Annotated in this window: 15 protein-coding genes; 8 read left to right on the top strand and 7 right to left on the bottom strand. The window is 65.4% G+C overall.

Annotation, left to right across the window (positions count from 1 at the left end; all coding sequences use genetic code 11):
* Window positions 1–10: 10 nt before the first annotated feature.
* Both ABNX08_RS12515 and ABNX08_RS12510 read left to right on the top strand, forming a co-directional pair.
* On the top strand, window positions 11–1195 hold the full coding sequence (locus ABNX08_RS12515) for an amidohydrolase (RefSeq protein WP_022535569.1): 1185 nt from the start codon (window positions 11–13) through the stop codon (window positions 1193–1195).
* A gap of 28 nt (window positions 1196–1223) precedes the next feature.
* On the top strand, window positions 1224–2645 hold the full coding sequence (locus ABNX08_RS12510; protein WP_349609259.1) for an aspartate ammonia-lyase: 1422 nt from the start codon (window positions 1224–1226) through the stop codon (window positions 2643–2645).
* A gap of 143 nt (window positions 2646–2788) precedes the next feature.
* Here the strand turns inward: ABNX08_RS12510 and ABNX08_RS12505 are convergent, their stop codons facing one another.
* The 3 genes from ABNX08_RS12505 to ABNX08_RS12495 are packed head-to-tail and all read right to left on the bottom strand — an operon-like array spanning window position 2789 to window position 5747.
* The gene (locus ABNX08_RS12505; protein ID WP_022535567.1) at window positions 2789–3979 is read right to left on the bottom strand and encodes an FAD-binding oxidoreductase; all 1191 of its coding nucleotides are present in this window, start codon (window positions 3977–3979) and stop codon (window positions 2789–2791) included.
* Entirely contained in the window at window positions 3976–5376 is a 1401-nt protein-coding gene (locus tag ABNX08_RS12500; protein ID WP_022535566.1) for an NAD(P)/FAD-dependent oxidoreductase, read from the bottom strand. Before ABNX08_RS12500 ends, ABNX08_RS12505 begins: the two co-directional genes overlap by 4 nt.
* On the bottom strand, window positions 5373–5747 hold the full coding sequence (locus ABNX08_RS12495) for a (2Fe-2S)-binding protein (RefSeq protein WP_041681503.1): 375 nt from the start codon (window positions 5745–5747) through the stop codon (window positions 5373–5375). The genes ABNX08_RS12500 and ABNX08_RS12495 overlap by 4 nt, the downstream gene beginning before the upstream one ends.
* Window positions 5748–6194: 447 nt before the next feature.
* On the opposite strand from ABNX08_RS12495, the gene ABNX08_RS12490 reads away from it, so the two are divergent.
* The 4 genes from ABNX08_RS12490 to ABNX08_RS12475 all read left to right on the top strand — a co-directional run bounded on the left by ABNX08_RS12490 (window position 6195) and on the right by ABNX08_RS12475 (window position 11618).
* Entirely contained in the window at window positions 6195–7718 is a 1524-nt protein-coding gene (locus ABNX08_RS12490; RefSeq protein WP_022535564.1) for an aldehyde dehydrogenase, read from the top strand.
* 222 nt (window positions 7719–7940) lie between these two features.
* Window positions 7941–8606 carry a haloacid dehalogenase type II gene (locus tag ABNX08_RS12485; RefSeq protein ID WP_022535563.1) on the top strand — a complete coding sequence of 222 codons (666 nt, stop codon included), beginning with the start codon at window positions 7941–7943 and terminating at the stop codon, window positions 8604–8606.
* Window positions 8607–8634: 28 nt separating this feature from the next.
* Window positions 8635–9924 carry an FAD-binding oxidoreductase gene (locus ABNX08_RS12480; protein WP_041681501.1) on the top strand — a complete coding sequence of 430 codons (1290 nt, stop codon included), beginning with the start codon at window positions 8635–8637 and terminating at the stop codon, window positions 9922–9924.
* 74 nt (window positions 9925–9998) lie between these two features.
* Window positions 9999–11618 carry an ABC transporter substrate-binding protein gene (locus ABNX08_RS12475; protein ID WP_022535561.1) on the top strand — a complete coding sequence of 540 codons (1620 nt, stop codon included), beginning with the start codon at window positions 9999–10001 and terminating at the stop codon, window positions 11616–11618.
* Between the two features lie 268 nt (window positions 11619–11886).
* On the opposite strand, the gene ABNX08_RS12470 is transcribed toward ABNX08_RS12475, so the two are convergent.
* From ABNX08_RS12470 to ABNX08_RS12455, 4 genes are all read right to left on the bottom strand, one after another.
* Window positions 11887–13575: an ABC transporter ATP-binding protein gene (locus ABNX08_RS12470; protein WP_022535560.1), complete on the bottom strand. Its 1689-nt coding sequence runs from the start codon at window positions 13573–13575 to the stop codon at window positions 11887–11889.
* The gene (locus tag ABNX08_RS12465; RefSeq protein WP_041681494.1) at window positions 13576–14460 is read right to left on the bottom strand and encodes an ABC transporter permease; all 885 of its coding nucleotides are present in this window, start codon (window positions 14458–14460) and stop codon (window positions 13576–13578) included. It lies immediately after the preceding gene.
* Window positions 14461–14491: 31 nt separating this feature from the next.
* A complete protein-coding gene (locus tag ABNX08_RS12460) occupies window positions 14492–15448 on the bottom strand; it encodes an ABC transporter permease (protein WP_022535559.1) in 957 nt (318 codons plus the stop codon).
* Between the two features lie 66 nt (window positions 15449–15514).
* Window positions 15515–15676, bottom strand: a complete 162-nt coding sequence (locus ABNX08_RS12455; protein WP_022535558.1) for a hypothetical protein — start codon at window positions 15674–15676, stop codon at window positions 15515–15517.
* Window positions 15677–16138: 462 nt separating this feature from the next.
* Between ABNX08_RS12455 and ABNX08_RS12450 the strand changes: the two genes are divergently transcribed.
* Both ABNX08_RS12450 and ABNX08_RS12445 read left to right on the top strand, forming a co-directional pair.
* Window positions 16139–16795 (top strand): response regulator transcription factor, encoded by a 657-nt coding sequence (locus ABNX08_RS12450; RefSeq protein WP_022535556.1) that lies wholly within the window; start codon window positions 16139–16141, stop codon window positions 16793–16795.
* A gap of 321 nt (window positions 16796–17116) precedes the next feature.
* The gene (locus tag ABNX08_RS12445; protein WP_022535555.1) at window positions 17117–18232 is read left to right on the top strand and encodes a porin; all 1116 of its coding nucleotides are present in this window, start codon (window positions 17117–17119) and stop codon (window positions 18230–18232) included.
* Window positions 18233–18391: the final 159 nt, after the last annotated feature.

The raw sequence follows: 18391 nt of genomic DNA, 5'->3' as shown, positions 1-18391 counted from the left end.
AGGCCGGCCTGTGACCTGGAGCATGATCGCCGAACCGGTGGCCGATCTGCTGCCGGACCTGGTCGCGCTGCGCCGCGACCTCCATGCCAATCCTGAACTGGCCTACGAGGAACATCGCACGGCAGGCATCGTGGCGCAGTCGTTGCGCCTGCTTGGTCTTACGGTGCAAGAGGGCATTGGCGGCACCGGTGTGGTGGGCACGCTGCGCGGCGGCCAGGGCAAGCGGACCGTGGGCCTGCGCGCAGATATGGACGCGCTACCTATGATGGAACTTGGCCGTGCGGCCCATGCCAGCCGCGCGCCCGGCAAGCACCACGGCTGCGGGCACGACGGCCACACCAGCATGCTCGTCGGCGCCGCGCGCCAGCTCGCGCGCACCGGCGTCGACGGTACGGTGCACTTCATCTTCCAGCCGGCCGAGGAAGGGCAGGGTGGCGCGGGCCGGATGATCGAAGACGGCCTGTTCGAGCGCTTTCGCTGCGACAGCGTCTATGCGCTGCATAACTGGCCCGACCTGCCGCTGGGCCACGCGCAGACGCGCCCAGGCGCCATCATGGCGGCTGCCGACCGGTTCGACATCGTGCTGCGCGGGCGCGGCGGACATGCCGCGCAACCGCACCACACCCCCGACGCCATTCTTGCCGCCAGCCAACTGGTGTCGCAATTGCACACCATCGTGGCGCGCTGCATCGACCCCGCTGAATCGGCCGTGCTGTCGGTCACGCGTATCGAGGGCGGGCACAGCCACAACGTGCTGCCGGCCGAAGTGCAGATTACCGGCACGGTGCGCAGCTTCGATGCCGCGTCGCAGGACCGCATCGAGAGCGCGCTGCGTGCCATGGCCGAGGGCGTGGCGCGGGGGAGCGGCACGCAGGTTGAAGTCAACTACGTCCGCTACTATCCGGCCACCGTGAATACGCCGCCCGAGGCGGCGCTGGCCCTGGACGCGGCACGCGCCATCGGTTTGCAGGCACAGATCGCTCCGCGTGCCGCCTTCACCTCGGAGGACTTCGCCTTCATGCTGCAGCGCAAGCCCGGCGCTTATCTCTGGCTGGGCCAGGGCCGTGCCGAACCGGGGCCCGACGGCGAGCGTCCACTGCACCACCCTTGCTACGACTTCAACGACGATGCGCTGCCGTTGGGCGTGCGCTGGTTCTGCGAAGTCGCCCGGCGGGCGCTGGTGGCCGCGCCGTAATTCAACAGATCAGCACTCCAGCCATACTATGACCGCACTTCAATCCACTCGCCAGGAAAAGGACTTCCTGGGCGTCAGAAATCTCGATAACACTTTGTACTACGGCGTTCAAACGCTGCGAGCAAAGGAGAATTTTCATCTCTCCGGCCGCCGCATTGGCGAGTACGCAGAATTTGTCAAGGCACTGGCCCTTGTCAAGCATGCGGCCGCCAATGCCAATTACCGGATCGGCCTGCTGGATGCGGCCAAGCATGCGGCCATTGCAAAGGCGTGCGCGGAAGTCATCGACGGTGCCTTACATGACGAGTTTGTCGTTGACATGATTCAGGGCGGCGCTGGCACCTCCTCGAACATGAATGTCAATGAAGTGCTCGCCAACCGTGCACTGGAACACCTGGGACAAGAAAAAGGCGATTACAGGCACCTCCATCCCAACAACGACATCAATATGTCGCAATCGACGAATGATGCGTATCCGAGCGCCATCCGCGTGGGGCTGCTGCTTGCCCATCTCCCGCTATTGGAGAGCCTCAGCCACCTCGCCACGACCCTGGCGAGCAAGGCGGAGCAGTTCGACACCATCCTGAAGATGGGCCGCACCCAGCTCCAGGATGCGGTTCCCATGACGCTTGGACAGGAGTTCCGGGCCATGGCTGACACCGTATCCGCGGACCTCGAGCAGCTTCACACGCTCATCCCCGCTGCGCTGTGCGCCGTTAATCTCGGTGGTACGGCGATCGGCACTGGCATCAACGCAGACCCGCGCTATCAGGCGATCGCCATCGAGGAACTGGCGGCGCTCTCCGGCTTCCCGATTCGTTCCGCAGCCAACCTCATTGCGGCAACATCGGACATGGGCGACTTCGTACTGCTTTCAGGCCTGATCAAGAAGACCGCCCTGCGGCTCTCGAAAATCAGCAATGACTTGCGCTTGCTGTCGAGCGGTCCCCGGGCTGGCCTTGGGGAACTCAACCTTCCTCCGCGCCAGCCTGGTAGCTCGATCATGCCCGGAAAAGTCAATCCGGTTATTCCAGAAGCGGTGAACCAGGTGGCCTATGAAATCGCAGGCAACGATGCGGCGCTGACCCTGGCCGCCGAGGCCGGTCAGTTGCAACTTAATGCCATGGAACCCCTCATTGCATATAAGCTTTTTGACTCCATCCGGCTACTCGATCGGGCGGTGCGTATGCTGGACCGCGAGTGCATCGCGGGCATTACCGCGAACCCGGATCGGTGTTCCGCGCTGGTTCAGCGGTCGATTGGTATTGTGACAGCGCTCAATCCGTACATCGGATATGAGAATGCTACGCGGATCGCAAGGCTAGCACAGGAGACTGGTCGCACCGTCGTGGAGCTAGTGCAATCCGAGCGGCTCATCAGTAGTGAGCTTCTGGCCGAAATCTTGCGCCCGGAGAACATGGTGGCGCCTCGTGCGGTAGCAAGGGCCTGATAGCTGCGAGTGTTTTTTTCCCCCTCTCGCGAAGTGGGAGAGGGGTGAGGGCTGGAGCGTCAACGAAGTAACGCGCTTCGGTGTTGTTGCCAACGCCTGCCCTCAACCCCCGGTCCCTCTCCCGCAAGCGGGCGAGGGAAGCATCAGTTTGTTTCCTGCAGCACCTGCGCGCGGGCAAAGCGCCCGATGGCATAGGGCTCCAGCGGAATCGAGGTACGGCCCGTGGCGATCAGCTCGGCCATGGTTTCGCCCACGCCGGGGCTGATCGCAAAGCCCTCGCCATTGAAGCCGAAGGCGTAGTACAGGCCGGGCACCGTGGCGCTGGGGCCGATCACGGGCTGCCAGTCGGCGGTATAGCCTTCGATGCCGCTCCACACCCGAATCAGCTGCACATGCTCGAAGGCCGGCACGAAGTGGCGCAGTTCGCGCAGCTGGCGCAGCACGTTGTCGGGCTTCACGTAGGCGCGAATGCGGTCGATGTAGGCCGGCCCCTTGAGGCCGCCGCCGAAGACGATGTTGCCGCGTGCGATCTGGCGGAAGTACAGGCTCTCATGCTCGATCGGCGTCGAAACGCCGATGGAAGGGCCGATGGCATAGGGCAGCGGCTCGGTCACGCCCATCTGCGGGCCGCGCGCGTCCATCGGCACGGCCTCGCCGAACTGCTCGGCCAGGTGGTTGGACCAGGCGCCGCAGGCCACCAGCATCTGCGGAGCACGAAAGCGCCGGCCATCGGCGGTGTAGGCAACAAAGCCATTGGCGTCGTGCTCGACCTGCATCACCTCGGCGTGCTCGACGATCTGTGCGCCGGCGCGACGCGCGGCGCGTGCGAAGGCCGGGCCGGCCAGGCGCGGGTTGGCATGGCCGTCCTGCGGTGAATACGAACCCGCCACCACGCCGGGCGCAAAGATGCCCCAGCGCCGGCGCAACTGCTCGGCGCTGAAGAGCTCCAGCTCCAGTCCGAGCGGCTTCACGTCGCGCGCGTGCTGCTCGAGCACCGCGGCCTGCTGTTCGGTGTAGCACACGCGCAGGTGGCCGTATGGGACGAACTCGAGGTCTTCACCCAGCAGTTCCTTCACGCGCCCCCAGACGGCACGCGCGCGATTGGCCAGCGGCATCTGGTGCAGCGCGCGTCCCTGGCGGCGCACATTGCCGAAGTTGGTGCCGCTGGCCTGGCGCCCGACCAGCTCGCGTTCCAGCAGCACCACCGAGAGGCCCTGCTGGCGCAGGAAGAAGGCGGTGGTGGTGCCCATCAGGCCGCCACCGAGCACCAGCACATCGGCGTCGTGCGTCCTGGTTGCCGTGCTCGCTGTCGTGCTAGTTTTGGTGCCACTCATGGCTGCACCTCACGTGTATTCATCATCAGTGGCTTGACCGGTGCCTGCGAGCGCAGGCGACCGACTTGTTCGACCGGGATGGCGCAGGCCTGCGCCACGATCTCGGCCGCGGCATGGCCGCAGAAGCGGCCCTGGCAGCGGCCCATGCCAACGCGGCTGAAGGCCTTGGCCCGGTTGACCTCCTGGCTGTCCAGTTCGGTCACGCAGCGGCGCAGCTCGCCCACCGTCACGGCTTCGCAGCGGCATACCACCGCGGCATCGGGCAGGGCGGCGGCCTGCGCGTGCGGCCACGGGAAGGCGCGCGCCAGCCCCTGGCGGAAGCGGTCCATCTGGTCGAGGGTGCGGCGCAGCGCAGCCGATTCCGCGGCATATTGTGCGCGGCCCCGCTCATGCCCGAGGTCGGCCAGAGCCGCCAGCGCCGCGAGCCGACCCGCGGCCTCGGCCCCATCGGCACCGAGGATGCGGGCGCCGTCGCCGGCCAGGTACACGCCGCGCGTGCTGCTGCGGCCGTCCGTGTCGATGCGCGGCAGCCACTGGCGGCTCACGGGTTCGAAGGCGAACTCGCAGCGCGCGAGGTCGGCCAGTTGCGTCTCGGCGCGCAGGTGCCAGCCCAGGCCCACGGCGTCACATTCGAAGCGCTGCTCGCGCCCGCGCGCATCGCGCACGGTCACGGCCTGCACGCCAAGGCGGTCATCGCCGTCGATCGCCAGCGGGGTCACGCCCTGCAGCACCGGTATGCCGGCATGCTTGAGGCCGCGGATCAGTCCGAGCCCGCGCAGCGCCAGCCGGGGGCGCGCCAGCAGGCCGGCAATGGCGCCCCAGGATTTATTAGCGGGGGCGGTGTCGAGTACCGCCGCCACGCGCGCGCCGGCCTGCACGTACTGCGAGGCCACCAGGTAGAGCAGCGGCCCGCTGCCGAGGAAGACGACTTGCGTACCGATGGCGCAGGCCTGTGCCTTCAGCGCGATCTGCGAGGCGCCCAGGCTATAGCAGCCGGCGCGGTGCCAGCCAGGCACCGGCATGAGCCGGTCGGTGGCACCGGAGCACACCAGCAGTGCGTCGAAGGGCAGCGTCTGCGGCTCGTCCTCGCGCACGACGTGCAGCTCGCCCTCGGTCAGGTTCCACGCCAGCGTGTTAGGGCGGTAGTCGATCTGCGCGCGCAGTGCGTCGAAGTCGCGGTGCAGCGCCTGGGCCTTGTCGGCCTCGCTGCCATAGAGCTTGGCGTAGGAGCGTTTGAAGCCTTCGGGCTGGCGGCGGTAGATCTGGCCGCCGTCGCGCCGGCCTTCGTCGATCACGGTAGGGCGCAGTCCGGCCTGTACCAGTGCCTGGGCCGCGCGTACGCCGGCGGGGCCGGTGCCGACCACGACGATGCGGGGCAATGCTGACGGCGCGCTCATGCGGTGGCTCCCGGCGCGTGGCGCGCGAGCGATTCCTGCAGGTCTGGCGTCGCGGGCCAGTGGTGCGCGGGCGGTCGGGTCAGCACCTCCATGCCGGCCTCGGCAGGCGTGGAACAGGCGCGCAGGCGCTCGCCCGCGGGCGTCCATACCCAGCAGTCCTGGCAGGCGCCCATCAGGCAGAAGCCCGCGCGCGGGCCGTCGCCGAATTCGCTGTCGCGCACGCGCCGGCCATGCAGCAGCAGTGCAACCAGAAGGGTGTCGCCCGCCAGTGCGGTGGCACTGTGGCCATCGATGCGCAGGGTGATGGCGGGACGGTCGGATTCTGCCAGCCGCATGAATCGCGCAGGCAGTGGGGGAGCGTTGTCGGGCATGGGCGGCGGCTCGGCGTTGGTTTGGAACAAGGGTCTGACCGGACTGACAGAACGCGCTTTGCGGACTTCACAACAGGCAGGTCTTTGCCTCAAGCTTAGGACGGGTGGCACATGGCGTGGTGCTGCATTCAGGGGACTGAATGAAGCACGCTGCTGTTATGCGGGCCGTGGCAGCAGAATGTTTGGCAGAAGGCTTCCGGCAGCCTGGCGCGGCAGGTCAAAGCTGTCCAGCCATTGGGCCGGCCCGCTGCCGCAGGCATGGCGATGTCGTTGTGGTGATCGATCGGACTTATCCTGGACCATATCGTTCGCGCGGAGCCAGGACGCCCTCGGGTTTATCCGGAGGATGCAAGAATCGTCCGCGTGGGGTGGCAGTTTCGCAATTCGATGCGGTAGCGCGGTCCGTAACGGAGACAAATGCTGAGGCTTCTTGTCTAGCATGGAGGCATGAATCCACTATCGGTGCCGACCCCCGGCGCCCCGCTTTCCGTGCAACTATTCGACCCCCAGACTGTCTCCGTTCCCTCGGGCCATTTCATCGGCGGACGGCTCGTGCCTGATGCCGGCCGCATCCCCGTGCGGCGCCCCTCCGATAACGAGGTGCATGCCGAGCTGCCGCTGGCTGACGCCGCCGCCGTGGATGCAGCGGTGCAGGACGCGTGGAAGGCCTGGCGCACCAGCGACTGGGCGCGCCGTGCCCCGCGTGAGCGGGCGCGCGTGCTGCGCCGCTGGGCCGACCTGATCGAAGCGGATGTGCAGGGTCTCGCGCCGCTCGAAGCCGTGTGCTCCACGCGGCCGGTGCGGGCTGCCTCGGCCTGGGATGTGCCTTTCACCGCCGAAGGCCTGCGATTCTTCGCCGAATATGCCGACAAGCTCGGTGGCGACGTGGCGGCCACGCAGCACGATCACCTGGGCATGGTGGTGGCCGAGCCGTACGGCGTGGTGGGTGCGATCACCCCGTGGAATTTCCCTCTGGTGATGGTGTCGTGGAAGGTGGGTGCGGCGCTTGCCGCCGGCAACGCGGTGGTGCTCAAGCCTTCCGAGCTGACGCCGTTCTCCGCCGTGCGCCTGGCCCAACTGGCGATCGAGGCGGGCGTGCCGCCGGGCTTGTTCAACGTGGTGCAGGGCGACGGGCGGACCACGGGCGATGCGCTCACGCGCCACCCGCTGATCTCGAAAATGACCTTTACGGGATCGACGCAAACGGGCGCCGCGATCATGGCCAGTTGCGCGTTACACGGCCCCAAGCCAGTCACGCTGGAGCTGGGCGGCAAGAGCCCGCAATTGGTATTCGATGATGCGCCGGACCTCGATCGGCTGGCTGGCATTATTGCCGGCGCCATCACCGGCAATGCCGGCCAGGTATGCGTCGCGGGCTCGCGCCTGATTGTGCAGCGCGGCATCGCCGAGGCGCTGATCGAGCGCATCGCGGCGCGCTTTGCCGCGCTGCGGCCCGGTGCGACCTGGGATGACGCGGCGACGCTGCCGCCCATCATCTCCGCAGCGCAAGCGGCGCGCATCCTCGACATCGTCGAGCGCGCGTGCGGCCCGGGCGCGCAGGTGCGCAGCGGCGGCGGGCTGTTCGACGGCGGGCCGGGCGGCGCATACTTCCAGCCCACGCTGATCGAGGGCGTGCGCGCGGACAATCCTGCCGTGCAGGAGGAAATCTTCGGTCCGGTGCTCACGGTGCAAACCTTCGACGACGAAGAAGAGGGCCTGGCGCTCGCCTCGCACGAGCGTTACGGCCTGGCCGCCGGCGTACACACGGCCGATATCGGAAGAGCGCTGCGCGCCATGCGCGGCATCGCCGCCGGCACGGTGTGGATCAACCGCTACGGGCGCAGTTCGGATTTCGTGATTCCCACCGGGGGCTACCACCAGTCGGGCATCGGCAAGGATCTGGGGCGCCAGGCCGTAGAGGCGAATTTGCGCTTCAAAAGCGTGCTGATCGATTTTGCTGCGGCGCGTTAGCGGTGCGTCATCACTCGCCTGCGCTCGCCCGCGGTGCCGACCGCATGACATGCCGCGGGACCCATGACAAACCGCAGTTTCGCCGCGTGCCACGCTCTCATTTCCGTACAAACACTGTTCGGCCGCGTGCTTTAATTCCTTCGCAATAATTCTGTCGCCTGCGCCGGACAAGGCGCGGCTCCACCCCGGTCGACGACCGGTAAACCCTGAGGATCAGAGACCATGACCTTCCGTCCCAAGTATGTGACCTTCGACTGCTACGGCACGCTTACGCGTTTCCGCATGAGCGAAATGACGCGCGAACTGTTCGCCGATCGCATCCCTGCCGAGCAGATGGAGCAGTTCATCGCCGATTTCAGCGCCTACCGTTTCGACGAGGTGCTGGGCGACTGGCAGCCCTACGAAGTGGTGCTGAAGAACGCCGTGCGCCGCCTGTGCAAGAAGTGGAAGATCCAGTACTTCGACACCGATGGCCAGCAGTACTATGACGCCGTGCCGACGTGGGGCCCGCATGAGGATGTGCCCGCCGGCTTGGCCAAGGTGGCCAAGGAGATTCCGCTGGTGATCCTGTCGAACGCCTCGGACTCCCAGATCCAGAAGAATGTGGCCATGCTCGGCGCGCCGTTCCACCGCGTCTACACCGCGCAGCAGGCCCAGGCCTACAAGCCGCGCCTGAAGGCCTTCGAGTACATGCTGGACTCCCTGGGCTGCAATCCCGAAGATGTGCTGCACGTGTCGTCGAGCCTGCGCTACGACCTGATGTCGGCCGACGACATCGGCATCGTCAACAAGGTATTCGTGAACCGCGGCCACGGCCCGGGCAACGCGGCGTACCGCTACACCGAGATCCAGGACATCGGTGGCCTGCCCGGCGTCGTCGGCCTTTGAATTTAGCTTCCACAGCTCCGTCCCCACCATGAAGCTTGATTCCTACTGGAACGATTCAGTGCCAACACTGGCACTGGACGCGCACAATCTGCCGCCGCAGGTCGACGTGGCCATCATCGGCGGCGGCTTCACGGGGCTCTCGGCGGCGCTGGCGCTGGCGCGGCGTGGCGTCAGCGTGGTGGTGCTGGAGGCCGGCGCCACCGTGGCGCCCGAGGCCTCGGGGCGCAATGGCGGCCATGTGAACAACGGGCTCGCGGTGGATTACGCGGAACTGGCCGCCCGGGTGGGCGTGGAACGCGCCCGCGGCTGGTACCACGCCTATGACGACGCAGTCGATACAGTGGAGCGCATCGTGCGCGACGAGGGCATCGCCTGCGACTTCCAGCGCAACGGCAAGCTCAAGCTCGCCACCAAGGCTCACCAAATGGACGCGCTGCGGCGCAGCGCCGAGCGCCTGATCGCCGACGGCGTGGATACCGATGTGGAAATTCTCAGCGCGGCGCGCGTACGTGCCGAGGTACAGAGCGAGCGCTTCCATGGCGGCCTGCTGTACAAGCGCAGCGGCCAGATGCATATGGGCCGTTTCGCGCAAGGCCTGGCCGTGGCCGCAGAGCGCCACGGCGCACAGATCCACACTGGCACCTGCGTAAGCCGCATTGAACGCGTGCAGGGGCAGGTGCACCGCCTGCACACCGCGCGCGGCACGGTGCTGGCCCGGCAGGTGCTGCTCGCCACCGGGGCTTCGCGCCACGGTGGCTACGGCAGCTTCGGGTGGCTGCGCCGGCGCATCGTGCCGATCGGCAGCTTCATCGTGACCACGGAGCCGCTGGGCGCCAAGCGTGCTAATGCACTGCTGGCCAAACGCCGCACCTATGTCACGGTGGCCAACATTCACCATTACTTCCGCCTCACGCCGGACCACCGGCTGGTGTTCGGCGGGAGGGCGCGCTTTGCCATTTCCAGCCCCCAGCAGGATGCCGCCAGCGGGGAGATCCTGCGCGCCGGCCTGGCCGAGATTTTCCCGCAACTCGGCCACGTCAGGCTCGACTATTGCTGGGGCGGACTGGTCGACATGACGCAGGACCGCCTGCCGCATGCCGGCGAGCGCGACGGCCTCTTCTACTCCATGGGCTACAGCGGCCACGGCACGCAGATGTCGGTGCACATGGGCGAGCGCATGGCTGCGGTGATGGCCGGCGACGCGGCTGCCAATCCATGGCGCGAGCGCGACTGGCCTGCCATTCCCGGGCATTTCGGCCCGCCCTGGTTCCTGCCGGCCGTGGGCTTGTACTACCAGCTCAAGGACCGGCTTGCCTAAGCCTTGCGCAGCTGTTGGGTTTTCGCCGCGGTCCCCCTGTTCCCCTCTTAGAATAATCAGGAGCACAACCAACCATGAACGATAGCGGTAACGAGTTCGAGAACATTGTCGGCCCCGGCGAAAGCCTTCGTGTGATGGATCTGCTCAAGCGCGGCGCCACGCGGCGTGACGTGCTGGCGATGCTGCTGGCAGGCGGCATGCAGGCCACGCTGGCTGGCAGCCTTGCCGGCGTAGCCGCCACGGCCCATGCAGAGACGCCGAAGCGCGGCGGCCGTATCCGCGTGGCCGTCGCCACCGCAGCCGCCTCAGATACGCTCGATCCGGCCAAGCAGTCGAACCAGAGCGACTACGTGCGCTGCAACATGGTCTACAACGGGCTGACCTCGCTCGACAGAAGCCTGACGCCGCGGGCTGCCCTGGCCGAGTCGTTCAACACCACCGATGCCAAGACCTGGATCTTCACGCTGCGCAAGGGCGTGACCTTCCACGACGGCAAGGCGTTGTCCCCGGCTGACGTGGTGTATTCGATCATGCGCCACAAGGATCCCGCCACCGTTTCCAAGGCCAAGGTGCTGGCCGAGCAGATCGAGAGCGTGAAAGCCACCGGCCCGAACGAGGTCACGGTGGTGCTCACCAGCCCCAATGCCGACCTGCCGGTGATCCTTGGGACCTTCCATTTCCACATCGTCAAGGACGGCACCACCGACTTCAGTGCCGGCATCGGTACCGGACCCTACAAGATCAAGGAATTCAGGCCCGGCGTGCGCACGCTCGTGGTGCGCAACGGCGCCTACTGGAAGCCCGGCAAGCCCTATCTCGACGAAATCGAGTTCGTCGGCATCGCCGATGACAGTGCGCGTGTCAACGCGCTGCTGTCGGGCGGCATGGACCTGGTGGCCATGGTCAACCCCCGCGCCGTGGCCCGCGTCAAAGGTACACCGGGCTTTGGCATCCTCGTCACGCAATCGGGGCAGTACACAGACCTGATCATGCGCAAGGACGCGGGTCCAGGCATGAACCCGGACTTCTTGATGGGCATGAAGTACCTGCAAGACCGCGAACAGATGAAAAAAGCTATCGCGCTCGACTATGCGATGGTCGGCAACGACCAGCCAATCGACCCCACCAACCGGTTCTTCTTCAAGGATTTGCCGCAGCGACCCTTCGATCCGGAGAAGGCGAAGTTTCATTTCCGCAAAGCCGGCGTGACGGGCAAGGTGCCGGTGGTGACCTCGCCGGCCGCGTTGTATTCGGTGGAGATTGCGACGGTGTTGCAGCAGACAGCGCAGCGCGTCGGCCTGGACCTCGACATCAAGCGCATGCCTGCCGACGGCTACTGGTCGAACCACTGGCTCAACAGCCCCGTGGGCTTCGGCAATGTCAACCCGCGCCCCAGCGCCGACACCATCCTCACGCAGTTCTACAAGTCCGATGCGCCCTGGAACGAATCGCGCTGGAAGAACCCCAAGTTCGACCAACTGCTGGTGGCCGCGCGGGGCGAAACCGATACCGCCAAACGCAAGCAGTTGTATGCCGACATGCAGACCATGATCCATGCGGAAGCGGGCATCGGCATCCCGCTGTTCCTGGCCAGCATCGACGCACATTCGTCGAAGCTCAAAGGCTTGTCGCCGATCCCGCTGGGTGGGCTGATGGGCTATTCGTTTGCTGAGAACGTCTGGCTGGATGCCTGAGCTTGAAGGGGCAGGGAGTGCGGTAGGCCTTGGCTCCACCGTGCTCTCGCAGATCCGGCGCGACGGCGCTAACGTCGTTTAGCTAACGACCGTCGTTCCCGCACATACCCCTCCGGGGCACGTGCGCGGGAACCCAGTGACTTTAAAAGAAGTCCTCACAAGCGGCCGGCGCAAGCCGGCCCGGATTACTGACAAGCCCTGGATGATGGTTTGCTCCCCTCTCCCGCTTGCGGGAGAGGGGAGTGTATGCGTCGGCTCGTGGCTTTGTTCAGATGCGCGGGCATGCAATGCGCGGCTGTTTGTAGTGGAATTCGGGGCCGGCGACCCCAACCGCGATCCCACTTTCGCCATGGAGATCGACTTCATCGATCCAGCCGCGGCGCAACTCGGGCACCGAGCGCGCCAGCAGCGCGTAGTAGGGGTGGTGCGGACCGCGGTCGTAGTCCTGGTGCGCGACCTGGGTCAGCTTGCGGCCATGCTGCATCACCACGATCTCGTCGCAGATCGAGCGCACGGTGTGCAGGTCGTGGCTGATGAAGAGATACGAGACACCCAGCTCCTTGCGCAGCTCGGCCATCAGGTCGAGGATGGCCGCGCCGACCACGGTGTCCAGCGCCGAGGTGATCTCGTCGCACAGGATCAGCTCAGGATCGGCCGCGAGTGCCCGGGCCAGGTTCACGCGCTGCTTCTGCCCTCCGGACAGGCCACCGGGCGTGCGCTGGGCCACGCCGATCGGCAGCCGCACCAGATCGAGCAACTGGCGAATCCGCGCCCGCTGGGCTTCGCCGCGCAAGCCGTGGAAGAACTGCAGCGGCCGCGCCAGGATCTCCTCGATGGTGCGCGCGGGATTGAGCGCGGTGTCGGCCATCTGGAACACGATCTGGATGCGCCGCAGCTCATCGCGGCTGCGTTCGGCCACTGTCGGCTTCAGCGGACGGCCGTTGAACGCGATGCTGCCACAGCACGGCGCCACCAGGCCGGCAATCGCGCGCGCCAGCGTGGTCTTGCCCGAACCCGACTCGCCGATGACGCCGATCGCCTGGCCCCGGTACAGCTTCAGGCCCACGCCCTCCAGGATCTTCGAGGCCGGCTGCCCGTGCGCATCGACGGCACCGTAGCCGGCGGAAAGATCGCGGACCTCGAGCAGCAGGGGGCTCTTGTCCGGGTCCACCGGCGCGCCGGGACGCTCGGTCGGCCGCGCCGCGGCCAGCAGGCAGCGCGTGTAGTCGTCGGCGGGCTGGTACAGGATCTGGTCGGTCTCGCCCAGCTCGCGCATCTTGCCTTCGCGCAGCACCAGGATGTGGTCCGCCACCTGGGCCACCACGGCCAGGTCGTGGCTGACATAGACCGCGGTGGTGCGGCGTTCCTGCACCGCGCGTCGGAACACGCGCAGCACTTCGACCTGCGTGGTGACGTCCAGTGCCGTGGTCGGCTCGTCCAGGATCACCAGGTCGGGATCGGTGATCAGGGCCATTGCGGCCATCAGGCGCTGTAGCTGGCCACCGGAAACCTGGTGGGGGTAGCGCTCGCCGATGGAATCAGGGTCGGGCAGCGCCAGTTCGCGGAACAGCGCGACCGCCTTCTTCTCGGCAGCCTTGCGATCCATGAGCCGGTGGATCAGCGCCGGTTCGACCACTTGGTCCATGATGGTGCGCGACGGGTTGAACGAGGCCGCCGCGCTCTGCGCGATATAGGTGATCTCGCGCCCGCGCAGCCGGCGCTGTTCGCCCGGCGACAGGTGCAGCACGTCGGTGGTGCCGACCCGGATGCTGCCGGAGATCTCGCAGCCGTGGCGCGCGAAGCCCATCAGCGCCAGCGCGGTCGTGGTCTTGCCCGAGCCGGACTCACCGATCAGTGCCAGCACCTTGCCGGGCTCGATCTCGAAGTCCACACCATCTACCAACGTCGCCTGGCCTGCGGTGATGCGCAGATTGCTGACCTTTACGGACGTGCCCATTTATTTGACTCCGTTACGTGCCGAGCGACCCGGCAGGTTGTCGATAACAAGGTTGACGGCGAGGGTCAGGCTGGCGATGGCCAGCGCCGGCGCCACCACGGCCATGCTGCCTTCGGACAGTGCCCCGATGTTCTCGCGCACCAGCGAACCCCAGTCGGCATCGGGCGGCTGGATGCCCAGGCCCAGGAAGCTGAGGCTCGCGAGCAGCAGCACGACGTAGACGAAGCGCAGCCCCAGGTCAGCCAGCATGGGGCCGAGGATGTTCGGCAGGATTTCCTGCCGCATGATGTAGGCAGTGCCTTCGCCGCGGGTGCGCGCGACGGTCACGTAGTCCATCGCATTGATGTTGACCGCCAGCGAGCGCGCGATGCGATAGGCGCCCGGGATGTAGATGATCGCCGCCGTGAGGGCGAGCATCCAGACTGACGAACCGAAGGCCGCGACCATGATCAGCGCGAACATCTTGCTCGGGATCGCCGTGAGCGTATCGAGGCCGCGGCTCAGGCCGGCATCGATCCAGCGGCCGCTGACGGTGGCCAGCAATGCCAGCGTGATGCCGATGCCGCTGGCGCACAGGGTCGAGACCAGGGCCACGCAGACGGTGTAGCGCGCGCCCAGGATCACGCGCGTCAGCATGTCGCGTCCCAGGTAGTCGGTGCCGAGCCAGTGCGCGGCGCTGATCGGGCCGAAGACCTGGATCTCGCCCGTGGGCGTGCCGTCATGGCTGATCAGGATCGGGCCAACAATGGCGGCGACCAGCCAGCCGATGAGGATCAGGCTGCCGATCCAGCCGGTGATGCCCAGTTTGGGCAGGCGCGGGCGGCGACCGCCTTGGTCGGGGGCACTCACGGCGGGGGTGGCGTGCGTGTTGGAGGTAGGGGACATGAGTTGCAGCTCCTGCATGGCGTTCAAGGCTTCAGCGGTGGCGCAGACGCGGATTGGCGACGATGCCGCACACATCGGCAAGCGTGACGAGGATCAGGTACGCACAACAGAAAATCATGGCGCACACCTGGACCACGGGCATGTCGCGCTGGGCGACGCTGTCCACCATCAGCTTGGCGATCCCCGGGTAGTTGAAGATGGTCTCGATGATGATGACGCCGCCAAGCAGGTAAGACAGGCTCAGCGCCACGGCATTGGCAATCGGGCCGATGGCGTTGGGCAGCGCGTGGAACAGCACCATGCGGGTCGAGGATGCGCCCTTGAGCCGCACCATCTCGATGTAGGGCGCGTTGAGCTGGTCGATCACCGCCGCGCGGGTCATGCGCAGCATCTGCGCGACGATCACGCAGCACAGGCTCAGCACCGGCATGGCCAGCGAACGCACGATCTTGTCCCAGGAATCGTCGGTGCCGATATAGGCGAGCGCCGGCAGCCAGCGCAGGTGGACCGCGAACAGCAATACGGCCAGCGTGGCGACCAGGAACTCCGGCACGGAAACCACTGCCACCGCGCCCAGGCTGACGCTGCGGTCAAACCAGGTCCCGCGGTAGACCGCCGCCAGGATGCCGAGGCCGAGCGCCACCGGCACCGAGATCAGCGCGGTCAGGCCGGCCAGCAGCAGCGATTGGGGTAGGCGGCTGCCGATGGCCTCCGAGACCGGCATGCGGGTGACCAGCGACTCGCCGGCATTGCCGGTCACCATACCGCCCAGCCATTGCGCGTAGCGCACCGGCGCGGGGACATCGAGGCCCATCTGGGAACGCAGCGCGGCCAGGGCTTCGGGTGTGGCGTCCTGGCCGAGTTGTTCCTGCGCGGCATCGCCGGGCAATACCGCGGTGATGGCGAAGACGATGGCCGAGACGGCCAGCAGCGAGATCAGCGCCAGACCGATGCGCCGCGCCAGCAGACGCAAGATGAAGGGGTTCACGGTGTCTCCTTTCTTAGTGGATAAATCAGGCCGCGAGTCGCACGTGATCGACTGACGAATCACCCATCAGACGCCCGGCGGGATCAGGCAAATGCCCTGGATCGGCTTCCGCTGCAGTGTGGAACGCCTCGCGCTGCAAGATCCCGAAATCCGGTGGTGCAGGGCGCTCATGATCCGGGTTGATTCGTCTTGGCCGATAAAGCTCTCGAACGGCTTCTTCTCTGACATGGCAACGACTCCTGGACCGGGGGCCAGGGTCTTTGTGGGATGCGACATTGAAGCATGTGCGCCCACGCGCTTGGTGGGGTATTCCGGGCCATGACAGTAATAGCTGCGGTTTCATGTGTCCCGTTTGGCATTGCATGCCGTGCGCACAGCGCGCGTACATGTGCACCGCAATATTCGTCGGGATTTACCCTAGGAGTGCGTCATCTTGGTGCGTGCCCGGATGCAGTAATTTTTTCCTATCAGATGCTGGCGTGTTCATCGCATCATGATTTCCCCTTTTTCGCCCGGCGCTGCTACGACTGCGATGACATACGCCACGACCCCGCACGAGGTAGACGATACGGCAGTCCTGGCCGACCTGGACAATCTGCGCCGCGGCGAGCGCGGTGAGCCGCTCAGCGGTCTTGCCGACCGTGCAAACGGATACTGAAAGATTGTGCGGCTCTATTCTGCTTCCGGGCAATGAGCACCAAAACTACCGCTGTGATTGCCGACGATCATCCCGTGGTGCTCGCCGGACTGGCGCCGTACATGGCCCGTCAAGGCATTGACGTCATAGCCATCGCGGATAGCGTCAATGGGCTTCTCTCGGAGCTCAGGAAGCATGCACTGCTACTGCCGGATATCGTGATCACCGGCTATGACTATGGTGGAGAGGTCGACGGGTTGCGCTTGATCGAACGGCTACACCGGATGTACCCGAAGGTGAAGATCGTGGTCTTCTCGGGGGAGCGTCCACACGGTCTGGTTCGTCAATTGCTGGCGAAAGGTGCCGACGCGTTTGTTGCAAAATCGATGGGTCTGCAGTTCGTGGCCGATGCATGCCAAACCGTCCTCTCAGGTGCCAAGTACATAGACCCGGCCACTGAGGGGTTGTTGATTGCTCCGACCCGCCATTGCGCAGACCAGCGCGACGATCGTCTTAGCCCACGCGAACGCGAGGTTCTTCGCCTTCTGGTGCAAGGCTATCCGCTGCAGGAGATTGCACGGAAATTCCAGCGCAGCGTCAAGACGATCAGCGTCCAGAAGTGCTCGGCCATGAGCAAGCTCGGGCTGCGAAATGAAATAGAACTGGCGTTGTATCTGGTGAAGCACAGGCATGCGGTGATCCCGTCCTGACTACAAGCGCTGCAGTGTGTAACCGTTGCTGATAAAAAGAAGGGCTGCCCAAGGGCAGCCCCGGACGGGCTCTACCGCAAAGCCATGGAAAGTGTCGATATATGCTGATGACATACACGCGACAGCAGAGCTCCCGCACATTCTAGGCTGATAATTCTGAAAAGAAAATAAGCACCGGCCTAAAAATAGCTTTAGATGTAATACCAACATTCTGGCTTGAATGCAGATTGTTAAGTCTTGAGGATTTAATGCAGAATCTGCTTCGCCCGAATTCGAACCGATGCGAATGGGCTACTTACCATTATTCGAGGAAATCATTTCATGAAATTCAAACTGTCAGCCATTGCGGCTGCCTTGCTGGTGGTCCCCAGCGCGTATGCGCAATCGAACGTCACGCTGTACGGTGTTGCTGATGTGGGTATTGAATACCTGAACAAGGCTGTTGCTTCGACGGGTACCGTACCCGCCGGTGCTCAAGGCAACAATCTGTGGGCCCTGCAATCGGGCAACCAGTCCGGGTCGCGCTGGGGATTGCGCGGCGTAGAAGACCTGGGCGGCGGCATGAAGGGCATTTTCCTGCTGGAAAGCGGCTTCAACCTCGATACCGGCGCCTCGGGGCAGGGTGGTCGACTCTTTGGCCGCGGCGCCTACGTCGGTCTGCAGAACCAGTGGGGCCAGCTGACCCTGGGCCGGCACACGACCCCATTCTATGACTTTGGCGTAACCTACGACCCGATGTCGATCGCGAGCCGCTATTCTATCGGTGCACAGGACCCCTTCATGGGCGGGGCTCGTGCCGACAACTCCGCCAAGTATATGGGGACGTTCGGCGGCCTGAGCGTGACTGCCCTGTATAGCTTCAACAATAACAACCAGGAGCGCGCCGGCAATTTCACCAACGGGCGTGAGTACTCGTTCGCCGTGAACTATGCCGCAGGCGGATTCGCCGTTGGTGCCATTTACGACCAGTCGAACCGGTCGGCGGCCACGGCTCTGTCGACCAATAGTCTGATCAGACGGGCCGCAGTCGCCGGGACATACACATTCGGTCCTGCCAAGCTCTACGGCGGTTACCGATATGCCCACGCGTTCAACGGTGCCACCCTGCCTGGCGTTGCGCTGACCAACACAGTGTCGAACCTCGGTTGGGTCGGCGTTGGCTACCAGGTATCGCCGGCGCTGTCGGTCAGCGGCTCTGCGTACTACCAGAACCTGCGTCAGTCGAACGCCGGCAACCCGTGGCAGTTCGTTGCGCTGGTTGACTATGCACTGTCGAAACGCACGGATCTTTACACCACGGTTTCGTACGCACTGAACCGCGGCAAGTCGAACCTGGGGGTGAACGGGTTCAATGACCAGCTGGGTGCGAGCAGCGAAGCCGTGCAGCCGGGTGCAAACCAGTTTGGCGCTGTCGTTGGCATCCGCCACAAGTTCTGAGCTTAAGTCCGTTAGTGCAGACCCGGGGCATCTCCGGGTTTTTGATACAAGTCCGCTCTGCTTCAGGGTTGCCAGGTTTGGAGCGCCGTCCGTCCCGGGACGGCTTCGCGTTGGCCGCCGGCCTCCGCATCCTGTCAGCCACAGGGGCGCAGCGTTCAG

Origin of the sequence: Cupriavidus sp. DF5525 (genome assembly GCF_040149425.2) — a bacterium.
In the GTDB taxonomy this organism is placed as follows: Bacteria; Pseudomonadota; Gammaproteobacteria; order Burkholderiales; family Burkholderiaceae; genus Cupriavidus; species Cupriavidus pickettii_A.
The sequence above is the reverse complement of the archived record's forward strand: the minus strand, read 5'-3'. Positions and strand labels throughout refer to the sequence as shown.